The sequence below is a fragment of the Microbacterium sp. 22296 genome, assembly GCF_052045385.1.
Taxonomy (GTDB): domain Bacteria; phylum Actinomycetota; class Actinomycetes; order Actinomycetales; family Microbacteriaceae; genus Microbacterium.
The window spans coordinates 171,258-185,058 of the sequence record NZ_JBQEOS010000002.1 but is presented as its reverse complement, the minus strand read 5'-3'; the positions used below and the strand labels follow the sequence as shown (position 1 = coordinate 185,058).

Below are 13,801 nucleotides of genomic sequence, written 5' to 3'. Positions count from 1 at the left end.
GGGTCCTCCCGTCGCGGGATGTCATCCCGTTGCGGCGCGCGGGGCGCGGCGGCGCGGCGCTGTCGCGGGCCCGCGCTCCCACCCGCAGCGACGACGAACGCCCCGAACCGGGTGGCCGGATCGGGGCGTTCGGTGACGCGACAGTCAGACGCGGGACGCCTCGGACAGGCGACGCGCCGCGGCGAGGGCCTGATCGAGGTCGGCCTTGAGGTCGTCGATGTTCTCGAGGCCCACCGACAAGCGCACCAGACCCGGGGTCACGCCGGCGGTGAGCTGCTGCTCGGGCGTGAGCTGGGAGTGGGTCGTGGACGCCGGGTGGATGACGAGCGAGCGGACGTCGCCGATGTTGGCGAGGTGGCTGAACAGGCTGAGCGAGTTGACGAACTCGCGGCCCGCCTGGACCCCGCCCTTGAGCTCGAACGACAGCACCGCGCCGACGCCCTTGGGGGCGTAATTGTTGGCGGCGGCGTACCAGGGCGACGTGGGAAGGCCCGAGTAGTTCACGGTTGCGACATCGGGGTGCGACTCGAGCCACTCCGCGATCTCCTGCGCGTTCTGCACGTGCCTCTCGATTCGCAGCGACAGGGTCTCGATGCCCTGGATGAGCTGCCACGCGCTCTGCGGGGCGATCGAGGCGCCGAGGTCGCGCAAGAGCTGCACGCGGGCCTTGATGATGTAGGCGAGGCCGTCGCCGACAGCCTGGGTGTACACCGCCCCGTGGTAGGAGGGGTCGGGGGTGGTGAGGCCCGGGAAGCGGTCGGAGTGCTCGGACCACGCGAAGGTGCCGCCGTCGACGATGACGCCGCCGATCGTGGTGCCGTGACCGCCGAGGAACTTGGTCGCCGAGTGCACGATGATGTCGGCGCCGTGCTCGAACGGGCGGATCAGGTACGGCGTCGCGATCGTGTTGTCGACGATCAGCGGCACGCCCGCCTCGTGCGCGACGTCGGCGACGGAGCGGATGTCGAGGACGTTGATCTTGGGATTTCCGATGGTCTCGGCGAAGAAAAGCTTCGTGTTCGGGCGCACCGCGGCGCGCCACTCGGCCGGGTCGTCCTGGTTCTCGACGAAAGTCGTCTCGATGCCCAGTTTGGCGAGGGTGTACTTGAAGAGGTTGTACGTGCCGCCGTAGATCGAGCTCGACGACACGATGTGGTCGCCGGCCTGGGCGATGTTGAGCACGGCGAAGGTCTCGGCCGCCTGTCCGCTGGCGACGAGGAGGGCGCCCGTGCCGCCCTCGAGGCCCGCGACGCGCTGCTCGACGACGTCTTGCGTGGGGTTCTGGATGCGCGTGTAGATGTTGCCGAACTCCGCCAGCGCGAAGAGGTTCGCCGCGTGATCGGCGTTGTCGAACACGTACGAGGTGGTCTGGTAGATCGGGGTGGCACGAGCCTTGGTCACCGGGTCGGGCTGTGCGCCCGTGTGGATCTGCTTGGTCTCGAAACGCCAGTTCTCGGGTGCCGACATGGCTGCTCCTCCGGTCGGGTGGGCCGAGGCGGACGCCGTGGCCTGCTGCGAGCGTAGACACCCCCTCCCACACCGACAAGCACCCCGGACACGGGCCGTAACACCGTTGTCCGGGCGGGAAGGAGACTCCCGTGTCGCGGCGGGTGATCCGCCCTGGTGGCCGAGCGCTGTCCCGCGGGCCAGGCCCTCGCACGCTTTCGCACCGCGGTCCGCTGCGGGCGCCCGGACCGGCCCGCGGAGGGCGGCATCCGGTGTCGGAGGGGCGCAGTAGCGTGGATGCCATGACGAGACGCGCAGTGGTGACCGGGGCCAGTTCGGGTATCGGAGAGGCGGCCGCGCGGGCGTTGCGCGCCCGCGGATGGGACGTCGTGGGCGTCGCGCGCCGGGCCGACCGGCTCGCCGCACTCGAGGCCGAGACGGGCGTGGTGGCCCATGCCGCCGACCTGACCGACGGCGATGCCGTCGCCGCGTTGGCCGCGTGGCTCGACGAGACCGGCGGAGTCGACGCGCTCGTGCACGTGGCCGGGGGTGCCCGCGGCAGCGATCGCATCGAGGCCGGTGATCCGGAGGACTGGCGCTGGATGTTCGAGGCCAATGTGCTCTCGGCACAGCGCCTGGTGGCATCCCTTCTTCCGGCGATCCGGCGCGCCGCCGACGCCTCGGGGCATGCCGACCTGCTCTTCGTCACCTCGACCGCCGCGCAGACGGCCTACCCGGGCGGCGGCGGGTACAACGCGGCGAAGGCCGGAGAGGCGATGCTGGTGCATGCTCTTCGGCAGGAGCTGAACGGCGAGCCGTTGCGCGTGATCGAGATCGCTCCCGGAATGGTGCGCACAGAGGAGTTCACCCTCAACCGCCTCGGTGGTGACCACGACGCGGCCGACAAGCTCTACGAGGGTGTCGAGGCGCCCCTCGTGGCCGCCGACGTCGCCGATGTCATCGCCTACGCCCTCGACGCCCCCGGGCACGTCAACCTCGACCTCGTGACGATGCGACCCGTGGCGCAGTCGGCGCAACACCTGCTGGCGCGCGGGCCGCTGACCACGCGCGGTGTCGTCCCGCCCACGCCCTAGGGTGAGAGCAGTCGACGAGAGGATCCGGTGTGACGGACGAGCGCGAACGGTTGAGCTGGGACGATTTCGGGACCGCGACGCGCGACATCTCGCGCGCGATCGTCGCTGACGGGTTCCATCCCGAGGTGGTCGTCGCCATCGCGCGGGGCGGGCTGCTGCCGGGTGGGGCGATCGCCTACGGCCTCGGCGTGAAGAACTGCGGCGCGCTGAACGTCGAGTTCTACACGGGTGTGGGCACCGTGCTCGATGCGCCCGAGGTGCTGCCCCCGGCTCTGGACCTGTCATACCTCGAGGGACGCCGCGTGCTGCTCGTCGACGACGTCGCCGACAGTGGGCGCACGCTCGACCTCGCCGTCAAACTGCTCGACCGGCACGGCGCCGAAGCGCGGTCCGCCGTGATCTACACCAAGCCGACGACGGTCGTGACGCCCGACTACTCCTGGAAGGACACGACCCTCTGGATCGAGTTCCCCTGGTCGCACCTCGGGTCGGTGCACGAGGAAGACGCGGCGTGACGGCGAAGTCGCTCGCCGAACTCGCCGACGCCGGCCTGATCGACTCCACCTGGGTGGAGCCCCTCGCACCGGTCGCCGACGACATCGCCGCACTCGGTGAGCGTCTGCGGCAGGAGGGCAAGCCCTATCTGCCGGCCGGTGAGCTCGTGCTCCGCGCGTTCCGCACGCCGCTGGACGCCGTCCGAGTGCTCATCGTGGGTCAAGACCCCTACCCGACGCCGGGTCACCCGATCGGGTTGTCGTTCGCGGTCGATCCGCACGTGCGGCCCCTGCCGCGGAGCCTCGCGAACATCTATCGCGAGCTCTCCGACGATCTCGGCATCGCGCCCGCTGCGCACGGAGATCTCTCGGCGTGGGCGGCGCAGGGCGTCATGCTGCTGAACAGGGTCCTGACGGTGGCGCCGGGGTCTCCGGCATCCCATCGCGGATGGGGATGGGAACGCGTCACCGAGCATGCCATCCGGTGCCTCGTCGAGCGGGATGCGCCGCTGGTCGCGGTGCTCTGGGGACGGGACGCCATCAACCTGGCTCCCCTTCTGGGGGACACCGCCGTCGTCTCGTCGCCGCACCCCTCCCCGCTGTCGGCCAGCCGGGGTTTCTTCGGATCGAAGCCGTTCTCGCGCGTGAACGCTCTGCTGGCGGAGCAGGGAGCGGACGCCGTGGACTGGCGCCTCCCGGCCTGACGGTCTCGCATCCGATTCGACGTCGCGGCGCGACGACACACGGGGGAAACGCTGCCGCCCGTAGAGTTGCGACGTGCTGGAAGAGGAGTACGAGAAGAGCCGTCGGCGACCACCCGCCCATCTGCGACGTGCCCCCGAGCCGGAGCGCCCGTTCTCGTTCGAGATCCGCCCGGCGACCGAGGCCGACATTCCCGACATCCGGGAGATCTACAACTACTACGTGCGCAACTCGGTCGTGACCTTCGACGAAAAGGCGTGGACGATCGTCAAATGGCGCGACAAGTTCGCGACGCTGCAGAAGCTGAAGCTGCCCTTCCTCGTGGCCGAGTCGCCCAGCGGGCAGATCCTCGGTTACGCGCTCGTGCAACCGTGGCAGTCGAAGTCCGCATACAGGTACACGGTCGAGAACTCGATCTATCTGGGGCAGGCCGCGGCGGGCAAGGGTCTCGGGCGTGCTCTGCTCGAGGCGCTCATCGCCGCCTGCCAGGATCTCGGAATCCGCGAGATGGTCGCCGCGATCAGCGACAAGGGCGCCGACGCCTCGATCGCGCTCCACGAGAAGCTCGGCTTCACAGAGGTCGGCCGGATGGGCCGCGTCGGCTTCAAATTCGGCCGGTGGCTCGGCGTGGTCTACCTGCAGAAGAGCATCCCGTCGAAGAAGAAGCGGCGGAAGCTCTTCGGCTGAAGGTCGGGCGTCGTGGAGGGTGGGCGGCGCGGTCCGTCCGGACCGGCCACGCCCCCTCCGCACGCGGGCGACCCCTGTTGCGGACGGCGACACCCGCTCCACAGCTCAGCTTCTTCGAGACGGAGCGCGGGTGACCCCGACGACGTCGGGCAGGCGCACGTCGGACGCCGGGGGCCGGCCGGCGGCCGCCGGGCGCCGTGGTGCTGAAAGCGGCAGTTGTTCAGCGACCGCGCGGCCGCGGCTGTGCCGCCTCACGCACTTCGTCGACGAGCGTGCGCCACACACCCTCGACCTGTCCGTCGCCCAATCGTGCTTGGTGCACGGGTGCGCCGCCGTGATGCACCTCGATGCGCCACTGATAGCGGTCCGCCCCGGAGGTGGGCGGCGGCGGGGCGTCCCAGGGACAACTCTCGACGAGCTCTCTCCAGCGCGCCGCATGGTCGGCATCCGGCTCGGCCCGCCACTGCTTCGAGAGCCCGGCGATACCGCCCGAGCGCACGACGACGATCGCGAGACGCTCGTCGCTGTCGGTGTCAGGCTGCGGCATCCTCCACGACGCCGACCCCGGCCCACGCGGCGCGGACGGCGGCGACCTCCTCCGACTCCTCACCGTACTCCGCAACGGCCGCCGCGAGGGTGGCTGCGGCGAAGGCGGTGAAGTCGGCGGTGGGGGAGAGGGTGCCCGCGGTCAGTGTGCGGTACCAGATGAGTCCGGCCCGCTCCCAGGCGTTTCCGCCCAGTGCGGTGGCGGCGAGGTAGAACGCCCGGTTCGGAATGCCCGAATTGATGTGCACGCCGCCGTTGTCGTCGTCGGTCTCGACGTAGTCGCGCATGTGACCGGGCTGCGGGTCTTTGCCGAGCACGTCGTCGTCGTACGCCGTGCCGGGTGCCTTCATCGATCGCAGGGCTTCGCCCTGGACGTCGGGTGCGAAGATACCCGCCCCGATGAGCCAGCTCGCCTCGTCGGCCCGCTGGCCGAGGTGATGCTGCTCGGCGAGGGCTCCGAAGACGTCGGATAGAGACTCGTTCAGAGCGCCGGACTGCCCCTGGTATTCCAGGCCGCCGGCGGCCTCGGTCACCCCGTGGCCGAGCTCGTGGGCGATGACGCTGAGAGAGCGCGTGAACCCGATGAACACCTCGCCGTCGCCGTCGCCGAAGACCATGCGCTCGCCGTTCCAGAACGCGTTGTCGTAGTCGTCGCCGAAGTGCACCGTGGCCAGGAGCGAGCCACCGGCGGCGTCGATCCCGTCGCGCGCGAAGGCGTCCCAGAAGAAGTCGTAGGTCGCTCCCAGGCCGTCGTAGGCCTCGTCGACGGCGGCATCGCCGCTGGCGGCGTCGTCTTCGCTGCGCACTCGGCGCCCCGGGAGGTTCTCGGTGTTGCCGGCGTCGGAGATGATGCGATCGGGGGCGGGCGCGGTCTCGGCCACGAGTGCATCGCCGTCGATCGACAGGCGCAGTCGCGTGCGTGTGGGCCGCGGAGGACGCGCGACGGCCAGTGTCTTGCGGGCGGCCGCGGCGGCCCGTGCGAGACGCGGGTCGTCGGTCCGGGCGAGACGGTCGAGCAGGAAGGGGGGAACGATGCCGGCGATCATGCGCCCGAGGCTAGCGCGCACCTCCGACATCGCGGCATCCCTTGCTCTCGACCTGGGGGCGTATTCCCCTCACCCCGCCGTGGGGAGGAGCGTGACGGTACGCGCGGAGCCCGTGCGAACGATCGCCGCGTCAGCGAGGCAGGGTCGGGACGGATGCCAGCAGCTGGCGGGTGTACGCGGCCTGCGGCTGCAACAGGACCTTCTCGGTCGGCCCCTGCTCGACGATGCGACCGTCCTTCATCACGACGACCTGATCGCAGACGCTCTGGACGACGCCGATGTCGTGCGACACCAGCACGAGGGTCAGCTGCTCCTCGACGCGCAGCCGCGCCAGCAGACGCAGGATCTGCGCCCGCACCGTCACGTCGAGCGCCGACAGCGGTTCGTCGCCGATGAGGATGCGCGGACGGTGCACGATCGCCCGGGCCAGCGCGATGCGCTGTCGCTGTCCGCCGGAGAACTCGTGGGGGAAGCGGGCGGCCATGTCGGCCTCGAGCCCCACCTGCTCCAGGACCTCCCGCACGCGGGCGCGGCGATCGCCCTCGATGCCCAGCGCCCACAGGGGCTCTCCCACGATGCGCCCGACGCTCATGCGCGGATCGAGGGAGGCGTACGGATCCTGGAAGACGACCCCCGTCGTGCGACGGAGCCAGTGCAGCGAACGCGCCGACCCCCGCGCGTCTACTGCGTGTCCGTCGACCTCGATCGCCCCCGCCGTCGCGACATCGAGTCCGAGCAGCAGGCGCACCAGCGTGGATTTGCCCGAGCCCGACTCACCGATGATCCCCACCGCAGAGCCCGCGAGCACCGAGATGTCGACGTCGACGAGACCCGGGGTGCGCTCCGCACGTCCGAATCCGCGGGTGCGGGGGGCCGGGTACTCGCGGGAGAGTCCACGTGCCCGGATGATCGTCTCGGTCACGACGTCCGCTCCGTTTCCGAGTCCACGGGGCCCTCCGGCGCGGGCGGTGGCGCGGTGTCATCCGCTTCCGCCGCGGAACCGTCAGGGGCCCGGTCGCTCTCCGTCGTGACGGCGCGTCCGTCGACAGCCGCCGCCCCGGCATCCGAGACCGACGGATGCGAACGCTCCGGATGCCACAGCGTCGCCGTCGCATCGCGGAGCAGGGCCTGCGTCACCGGCGACGACGGCGCGCGGAGCAGCTCGCCGACAGCGCCCTGCTCGACCACCCGGCCCTGCTCGAGGACGACCGCGTGCGTGACGACCTGCGCCAGCACGGCGAGGTCGTGGGTGATGAAGACGAGCGACATCCCGGCATCCTGGACCAGGGTGCGCAGCAGCGCGAGGACACCCGCCTGGATCGTCACGTCGAGCGCGGTGGTCGGCTCGTCGGCGATGAGCAGGCGCGGGCGGCAGGCCAGGGCCATGGCGATGGCGACCCGCTGGCGCTGGCCCCCGGACAACTGGTGCGGGTACCGCGAGACGATGCGCTCCGGATCGGGCAGCGCGACGCGCTCCGCCTCGACGACCGCCCGGCGCAGCGCCTCGCGGCGCGAGACGCGCTCGTGGATGCGCACCGACTCCCCGATCTGCCGGCCGACCGTGCGGATCGGGTTCAGGGCGGTGCGGGGCTCCTGGAACACCATGCCGATGTCGTCGCCGCGCAGACGAGCGAGCTCCCGGTCCGCGAGCCCCAGGATCTCGCGCCCGTTCCACCGGACACTGCCGCTCGCCCGCGCCCCGTCGGGAAGGAGCCCGAGGATCGCCAGGGCGGTGAGCGACTTGCCCGATCCGGACTCGCCGATGATGCCCACTCGCGCGCCATCGGGCACGGCGAACGAGATCCCGTCGACGACCGGGCGTCCGCCGATCTCGACGCGCAGGCCTGTCACCTCGAGGCTCACGCGACCACCCCCGGCACGTGCAGACGAACAGAGGGCGCGCGCTCGGAGAGGGTGGGATCGGCTGCCTCGCGCAGGGCGTCGCCCAGCAGGTTCAGCCCCAGCACGGTGAGGGTGATCGCCAGGCCCGGCCACACCACCGACAGCGGGTGCACGGCGATGTACGCCTGCAGATCGCTCAGCAGCACACCCCATGAGGGCTCGGTGACCGGGGCGCCGAAGCCGAGGTACGAGAGCCCCGCCTCGGCGAGCACCGCCACCGCCATTCCCCACGACAGCTGCACGATGAACACCGGTGCCACGTTGGGCAGGAGGTGCCGGGTGAGGTTCTGCCACGTCGTCAGGCCGCTCGCTCGTCCGGCGAGCACGTAGTCGCTCTGCTGGACGCGTCGGAGTTCCGGCCGGGTCACGCGGGCGACGTTCACCCCGAAGCCGATGCCCACCGCCCAGATGACGACGGCGAGGGATCCGCCCCACACCGCCGAGATCATCATCGCGATGATGAGGACCGGGAAGGCGATCAAGATGTCGACGAGCACCGCGACGCTGTCTCGAACCCACCGCGCGGTGAGCGCGCCGAGGGCCGCGAGGGCGATACCGAGCCCGGAGGCGACCACCCCCGCCCCGACGGCGACGATCACCGTCGTGCGCGCGCCCGCCATCAGCAGGCTCGCGATGTCGCGACCGCTGTTGTCGGTGCCGAGCACGTGCGGCCACGACGGATCGCTCCAGCGGTCCCGCGCGTCGACGGCCGATGGATCGAAGGGCGTCCACACGAGCGACACCAGCGCCGTGACGATCACGAGGAAGACGATGAGGATGCCGAACCGACCGGTTCCGAGCCCCCAGAGACGTCGCAGGGTCCTCATGCGGCCTCCCGCTGGCGGGGGTCGACGAGGCGGTGGACGAGATCGACCAGGAAGCCCACGAAGAGGACGAAACCGGTCAGCGCCAGAAGCTCGCCCTGCACCTTCGGCAGGTCGCGAGAGGCCACGTCGCCGACGAGCATGCGGCCGATCCCCGGCAGGGTGAACAGTTGCTCGATGATCACCGCTCCCACGATGACGCCGGCGATCTGCAGCCCCAGCACGGTGATGACCGAGAGCCCGACGTTGGGCAGGCCGTGGGTGAGGAGGGCACGCGTGCGGGTGAGGCCTTTCGCCGCGGCCGTACGCACGTAGTCCTGGCCGAGCGCCTGGAGCGTGGCGCTGCGCACGAAGCGCAGGAACATGGCCCCCTCGACCACGCCGATGGTCAGGGCGGGCAGCACGAGCGCGCGGAAGGCCGCCGCCGGGTCGCCCCACCCGACCCGGGGGAACCCCTGCGGCGGGAACCATCCCAGCCACACCGAGAACACCACGACCAGCATGAGACCCGCCCAGACCACCGGGACGGCCGCCAGGGCCTGCGCCACGACACTCACCGCGGTTCCGCTCGCGCGGCGCCGTCCCAGAGCCGACAGCACACCGAACGGGATGCCGACGAGCAGCGCGACCGTGAGCGACATGGCCGCGAGCGGAACGGTGACCCGCGCCTTGTCAGCCAGCTCCGCGGTGACCGAGGTTCCCGTCACGAGGGAGGTGCCGAGATCGCCACGGAGCAACCCGCCGATCCAGTCGCCGTACTGCGACCACAGCGGCACGTCCAGGCCGAGGCGCTCGCGCACGGCGGCGATCTGCGCGGGCGTCGCTTCGGCGCCGGCGATGAGCTGGGCGACGTCGCCCGGGAGGACCCGCAGCGAGAGGAAGATCAGCACGCTGGCCACGGCCAGGCCCAGCACGAGCAGGCCCAGCCGTGTCAGCGCGTAGCGGGTCACTCCGACGAGACCGTCACACCGGCCAGCGGCAGACGCACGTTGAGGGAGTTCTTCGGGAAGCCTGCGACGTTCGTGCCCACCGCGGTCAGCGGGGTCGACAGGAACAGCCAGTCGGCGGCATCCTCGTCGCTGACGATCCGGGCGGCCTCGGCGAGGAAGTCGGAGGACTGCTGCTCGTCGGTCGTGGCGAGCGCCTGGGCGTAGAGGCTCTGCACCTCGGCGTTGTCGTAGCCGAAGTAGTACGACGGGTTGGCCCAGTTGCCGAAGTCGCGGGCCTCGACGTGGCGGACGAAGCTGAGGTCGTAGTCCTTGTTCGTGTACACGTCCTGCAACCAGGCGCTGAAGTCGACCTGCTCGACCTGCAGCGTGACGCCCACATCGGCGAACGACGACACCAGGAAGGTGGCGATCGTGCCGGGATAGACGTTGGGGATGGTGAGCGTCAGGGTGAGGTTCTGCGCGCCGGCCTGGGCGAGGAGCTCGCGGGCCCGGTCGGGGTCGAACGCGAGGGAGCCGGAGAGGTCTTCGTAGCCGGGATCGAGCGGCGGGATGGGGCCGTAGAGGGTGTCGCCGGAGCCGAGGGTCTCGACGAGCGCATCGTGGTCGATCGCCAGACGCAGGGCCTCGCGCACCCGCTGGTCGTTCAGGGGAGCGCGCTGGTTGTTGAACGCCAGGGTGCCCTTGTCGGTCGTCAGGCCCGACTCGATCGTGAAATTCCCCCCGTCTTCGAGCCGGCCGCGCAACTCGGGGTCGATCTCGAGAGCAACGTCGAGGTCGCCGTTGACGGCGGCGTTGATGGCGGCGCTGTTGTCGGGGATGTAGTCGAGCACGACCTGGGCGACGCCGGCCTTCTCGCCCCAGTACCCGTCGTACCGCGCAAGGGTGAGACTCTGCCCCGTGTTCCAGCTCGCGACCGTGAACGGTCCGGTGCCGTTCGCGGTGGTCTGCAGGTTGGTCGTGTCGCCGCTGTTGAAGACGAGGCCCGCCCGGCCGGTGAGCGTGAACAGGAAGTCGATGTTGGGCTGCGCGAGCGTCAGCACGACGGTCGACGCGTCGGGGGACGCGATCGAGGTCACCGCGGCGAGATCGGAGCTGTCGGCGATGGTCGCATCGTCTTTCGCCGTCTGCAGGGAGGAGACGACGTCATCCGCGGCGAGCTCGCTGCCGTCGTGGAAGGTCACCCCCTGCCGCAGGGTGAAGGTGTAGGTGAGGCCGTCGGCCGACACGTTCCATTCCGTGGCCAGCGCCGGGGTGATCGCGTTGCCGTCATCGGCGTTGCGGCTCACGAGACCCTGGTAGACGTTGTCGACCAGTGCCTGCTCGAGCGCGGCGCCACCCGTGCGGCGGATGTCGAGGTTGGACGGCTCGAGCGACAGGCGCACGGTGAGGGTGGCATCCGGATTCGCCTCGCCCGTGGCGTTCTGTGCGGTGTTCGAACCGGTGCACGAGGTGAGGAGCAGGGCTCCGATCAGAAGCGCACTCGTGGCGAGGGTGGTGCGGCGCAGCATTGCGGGGTGTCCTTTCGCAGGCCGAAGGCATCGGGGTGCTGTGGATGCCGTGCAGGGGTGGGAACAGCCTACTTTCACCCGTATTCCCTCCCTTCCGCGTGTGACGGTGCGCGACGGCGTGTGACACGGGGGAGGTGGGGCTCCCCTCTCATCGGCCCCGGCCGCCGCGTTTCTCATCGGCCGCGGGCGCCGCGTCCATCGACAGGGCGTCGGCGAGGAGGGCGGCCAGAGCGCCGGGATCCTCTTCCTGCGCGTTGTGGCCGGTGGGGAGGGTGCGCACCGCGGCGCCGGGCACGCGACGCGCGAAATCCTCGGCGTCCGCCGATGTGACGAAACCGCGCTCGCCGCGGATGAGGGTGATCGGACGGGTGACATCGGCGATGTCCTCCCACCCCGTGGCGGCCAGCACCGCTCGGACGGCGTCGGGGGTCGCCGCGTCGGTGCCCGCGTTCGCTGCGGCGGCGGCCAGGTGGGCGAAGTGGTGCTTCCACTCCACGCGTCCGTCCGGTCGCACGCGGGAATTCAGGAAGACGCCGCGCGTCGCCGCCTCGCGCGTGCCGCCGAGACCGAAGGAGAGAGCGCGGTCGACGAGCTCGTCGCGGGACGCCCAGTCGGTCGGGCCGGCGAAGAAGGCCCGGATCTGCGCGGGTCCCGCGCTGGGGTCGACGCCGGGGGTGATGTCGACGATCACGAGCTGCGACACGAGGTCGGGTCGGGGTGCCGCCACCGCGGCGGCCGTGAGCCCGCCGAGGGAGTGGCCCACCAGCGTCTGCGGCCGGTCGGTCCAGGCCTCGATCGCCGCCACGACATCGTGCGCGAGGACGCGGGCGACGTACGCGGCGTCGTCGCGCCACGACGAGTCTCCGTGGCCGGCCAGGTCGAGCGCGAGGGCGGGGGCGCCGAGATGCAGCAACGTCGTATCCCAGGTGTGGGCGTTGAGTCCGGCGCCGTGCAGCAGCGTCACACGCGGAGGTTCCTCGCCCCACCGCAGACTGCTGAGGGAGCGACCGTCGGAGAGCGTCACGCCGATGCGGTGCACCGTCGGAGTGGCGCGTCCCAGGGAGGCGGCCTGCGCGGGGAGGAAGGAGAACTCGTCGAGCTCGGGCATGGCCCCCAGCCTGTCACCGCGCCCGACGACGACGCCACCGACGTGCCATGGGGCGTCACGACAGGGCCGATCGAGCGACCGGAGCGTCGGCCGGGCGTCGCGGCGGGGACGCTCGGAATCCCGGCCCGGGCGCGCACTGCGGCCCCTAGGCTGTGGCCATGGCCGAGGAACGCGTGCACCTGTCGAAGAAGGCTCCCGAGGCGTACGCGGCACTGCGGTCGTTCTCCACCACCGTCGGTCGTCTCGCTGCCGACGCCGGGCTCGACGCACGCCTGCGCGAGATCGTGCAGATCCACGCGTCGCAGCTGAACGGCTGCGCCTTCTGCGTGCGCGTCCACGTCGATGCGGCTGTGAAGGCCGGACTCGACGCCGACGTCATCGCGCAGATCGCGACCTGGCGCGAGTCGGGCGTGTTCGATGACCGCGAGCGTGCCGCGCTCGAGCTGACCGAATCCTTCACCTTCATCCACGAGGACGGCATCCCCGACGACGTCTACGATCAGGCCGGCGGCATCCTGAGCGAACGGGAGTACGTCGCCCTCAGCTGGGTCCTCGTGGCCATCAACGCGTTCAACCGCGTGGCCATCGCCGGTCGCTACCCGGTACCGCCGCGCACGGACGCCTCCCCGGCCACGGCGCCCCACGACCACGGTGAGCACGACGCATGACGGTGTCGTTGGTCTCGGGTGCGGCGAACTTCCGCGACATCGGTGGTCTGCCCGCCGGCGACGGCCGCACGCGCGAGGGCGTGCTGTACCGATCGGGCAACCTCGTGGCCGTCGACGACGCCGGCGTCCGCACGCTCCGACAGCTCGGCATCCGGCGCGTCATCGACCTGCGCGACGACGCGGAGGTGGCCCACGCCCCGAGTCGGTTGGACGACCTCGCCGTCGACGTGCGGCACGAACCGCTGTTCCTCGGCTCCGTCGCATCGTTCTTCGCGAACGACCTGAGCCTCGACGCTCTATACGCCGCCATCGTCGACGATTCCGCCGATCGCGTCGTCGCGGTGGTGCGCGGCATCCTGGGCTCCCAGCCCGTGCTCGTGCACTGCACCGTCGGCAAGGACCGCACGGGCGTCACCGTCGCGATCACGCTCGACGCTGCCGGGGTCGACCGCGAGGCCGTGATCGCCGACTACGCCCGCACCGAGGAGTTGCTGCCGCCCGAGCGCAACGCGGCCGTGCTGCGGGCCATCCGCGAGCTGCACCCCCGCTCCGTGCACGCGGAGGCGCTGGCGACGCGGTCTCCGGCGCCGGTCATGCGCGCATTGCTCGAGCGCCTCGATCGCGAGTACGGCTCTCCGGCCGGGTACCTGCGGGCGCACGGTGCGACCGACCACGAACTGCGCCGGCTGCGGGAGCTGCTGGTCGTCTGACCTGTCTCACCGGGTGCGGCCGCGGGGGCCCGACCAGCCTCTGCCGTAGGGGCCCCGGCCGCCACCGGCTCGCGTCGACGACCGCCTCGACATCGAGATACAGGGTGGCAACTCAG

The 13,801-nt window shown here is 71.2% G+C and carries 15 protein-coding genes; 6 read left to right on the top strand and 9 right to left on the bottom strand.

Annotated features, from left to right (window positions below; all coding sequences use genetic code 11):
* Nucleotides 1-144: 144 nt before the first annotated feature.
* Nucleotides 145-1,467, bottom strand: coding sequence for a bifunctional o-acetylhomoserine/o-acetylserine sulfhydrylase (locus ACTJJP_RS04560; RefSeq protein WP_440773840.1), 1,323 nt, complete (start codon nt 1,465-1,467; stop codon nt 145-147).
* A 281-nt stretch (nt 1,468-1,748) separates the two neighbouring features.
* Between ACTJJP_RS04560 and ACTJJP_RS04555 the strand changes: the two genes are divergently transcribed.
* The 4 genes from ACTJJP_RS04555 to ACTJJP_RS04540 all read left to right on the top strand — a co-directional run bounded on the left by ACTJJP_RS04555 (nt 1,749) and on the right by ACTJJP_RS04540 (nt 4,423).
* Entirely contained in the window at nt 1,749-2,540 is a 792-nt protein-coding gene (locus tag ACTJJP_RS04555) for an SDR family oxidoreductase (protein WP_440773839.1), read from the top strand.
* Between the two features lie 29 nt (nt 2,541-2,569).
* Nucleotides 2,570-3,055 carry a phosphoribosyltransferase gene (locus ACTJJP_RS04550; protein WP_440773838.1) on the top strand — a complete coding sequence of 162 codons (486 nt, stop codon included), beginning with the start codon at nt 2,570-2,572 and terminating at the stop codon, nt 3,053-3,055.
* Nucleotides 3,052-3,738, top strand: a complete 687-nt coding sequence (locus ACTJJP_RS04545; RefSeq protein ID WP_440773837.1) for a uracil-DNA glycosylase — start codon at nt 3,052-3,054, stop codon at nt 3,736-3,738. Before ACTJJP_RS04550 ends, ACTJJP_RS04545 begins: the two co-directional genes overlap by 4 nt.
* Before the next feature lie 73 nt (nt 3,739-3,811).
* Nucleotides 3,812-4,423, top strand: coding sequence for an N-acetyltransferase family protein (locus ACTJJP_RS04540; RefSeq protein ID WP_440773836.1), 612 nt, complete (start codon nt 3,812-3,814; stop codon nt 4,421-4,423).
* A gap of 220 nt (nt 4,424-4,643) precedes the next feature.
* Here the strand turns inward: ACTJJP_RS04540 and ACTJJP_RS04535 are convergent, their stop codons facing one another.
* From ACTJJP_RS04535 to ACTJJP_RS04500, 8 genes are all read right to left on the bottom strand, one after another.
* The gene (locus ACTJJP_RS04535; RefSeq protein WP_440773835.1) at nt 4,644-4,970 is read right to left on the bottom strand and encodes a protealysin inhibitor emfourin; all 327 of its coding nucleotides are present in this window, start codon (nt 4,968-4,970) and stop codon (nt 4,644-4,646) included.
* Nucleotides 4,957-6,015 carry a M4 family metallopeptidase gene (locus tag ACTJJP_RS04530; protein ID WP_440773834.1) on the bottom strand — a complete coding sequence of 353 codons (1,059 nt, stop codon included), beginning with the start codon at nt 6,013-6,015 and terminating at the stop codon, nt 4,957-4,959. Before ACTJJP_RS04530 ends, ACTJJP_RS04535 begins: the two co-directional genes overlap by 14 nt.
* Nucleotides 6,016-6,145: 130 nt before the next feature.
* Nucleotides 6,146-6,937: an ABC transporter ATP-binding protein gene (locus ACTJJP_RS04525; protein ID WP_440773833.1), complete on the bottom strand. Its 792-nt coding sequence runs from the start codon at nt 6,935-6,937 to the stop codon at nt 6,146-6,148.
* Nucleotides 6,934-7,878: an ATP-binding cassette domain-containing protein gene (locus tag ACTJJP_RS04520; protein ID WP_440773832.1), complete on the bottom strand. Its 945-nt coding sequence runs from the start codon at nt 7,876-7,878 to the stop codon at nt 6,934-6,936. The genes ACTJJP_RS04525 and ACTJJP_RS04520 overlap by 4 nt, the downstream gene beginning before the upstream one ends.
* A complete protein-coding gene (locus tag ACTJJP_RS04515; RefSeq protein ID WP_440773831.1) occupies nt 7,875-8,744 on the bottom strand; it encodes an ABC transporter permease in 870 nt (289 codons plus the stop codon). The genes ACTJJP_RS04520 and ACTJJP_RS04515 overlap by 4 nt, the downstream gene beginning before the upstream one ends.
* Entirely contained in the window at nt 8,741-9,691 is a 951-nt protein-coding gene (locus ACTJJP_RS04510) for an ABC transporter permease (RefSeq protein ID WP_440773830.1), read from the bottom strand. Before ACTJJP_RS04510 ends, ACTJJP_RS04515 begins: the two co-directional genes overlap by 4 nt.
* Entirely contained in the window at nt 9,688-11,199 is a 1,512-nt protein-coding gene (locus ACTJJP_RS04505) for an ABC transporter substrate-binding protein (protein ID WP_440773829.1), read from the bottom strand. Before ACTJJP_RS04505 ends, ACTJJP_RS04510 begins: the two co-directional genes overlap by 4 nt.
* 148 nt (nt 11,200-11,347) lie before the next feature.
* Nucleotides 11,348-12,307: an alpha/beta fold hydrolase gene (locus ACTJJP_RS04500; protein WP_440773828.1), complete on the bottom strand. Its 960-nt coding sequence runs from the start codon at nt 12,305-12,307 to the stop codon at nt 11,348-11,350.
* A gap of 158 nt (nt 12,308-12,465) precedes the next feature.
* On the opposite strand from ACTJJP_RS04500, the gene ACTJJP_RS04495 reads away from it, so the two are divergent.
* Both ACTJJP_RS04495 and ACTJJP_RS04490 read left to right on the top strand, forming a co-directional pair.
* Nucleotides 12,466-12,975: a carboxymuconolactone decarboxylase family protein gene (locus ACTJJP_RS04495; protein WP_440773827.1), complete on the top strand. Its 510-nt coding sequence runs from the start codon at nt 12,466-12,468 to the stop codon at nt 12,973-12,975.
* Nucleotides 12,972-13,685, top strand: coding sequence for a tyrosine-protein phosphatase (locus ACTJJP_RS04490; RefSeq protein ID WP_440773826.1), 714 nt, complete (start codon nt 12,972-12,974; stop codon nt 13,683-13,685). The genes ACTJJP_RS04495 and ACTJJP_RS04490 overlap by 4 nt, the downstream gene beginning before the upstream one ends.
* The last annotated feature ends 116 nt before the right edge of the window (nt 13,686-13,801 follow it).

Coding starts and splice junctions, on each gene's coding strand:
- ACTJJP_RS04560 (WP_440773840.1), bottom strand. CDS start 1,467: ATGTCGGCACCCGAGAACTGGCGTTTCGAGACCAAGCAGATCCACACG.
- ACTJJP_RS04555 (WP_440773839.1), top strand. CDS start 1,749: ATGACGAGACGCGCAGTGGTGACCGGGGCCAGTTCGGGTATCGGAGAG.
- ACTJJP_RS04535 (WP_440773835.1), bottom strand. CDS start 4,970: ATGCCGCAGCCTGACACCGACAGCGACGAGCGTCTCGCGATCGTCGTC.
- ACTJJP_RS04530 (WP_440773834.1), bottom strand. CDS start 6,015: ATGATCGCCGGCATCGTTCCCCCCTTCCTGCTCGACCGTCTCGCCCGG.
- ACTJJP_RS04515 (WP_440773831.1), bottom strand. CDS start 8,744: ATGAGGACCCTGCGACGTCTCTGGGGGCTCGGAACCGGTCGGTTCGGC.
- ACTJJP_RS04505 (WP_440773829.1), bottom strand. CDS start 11,199: ATGCTGCGCCGCACCACCCTCGCCACGAGTGCGCTTCTGATCGGAGCC.
- ACTJJP_RS04500 (WP_440773828.1), bottom strand. CDS start 12,307: ATGCCCGAGCTCGACGAGTTCTCCTTCCTCCCCGCGCAGGCCGCCTCC.
- ACTJJP_RS04495 (WP_440773827.1), top strand. CDS start 12,466: ATGGCCGAGGAACGCGTGCACCTGTCGAAGAAGGCTCCCGAGGCGTAC.
- ACTJJP_RS04490 (WP_440773826.1), top strand. CDS start 12,972: ATGACGGTGTCGTTGGTCTCGGGTGCGGCGAACTTCCGCGACATCGGT.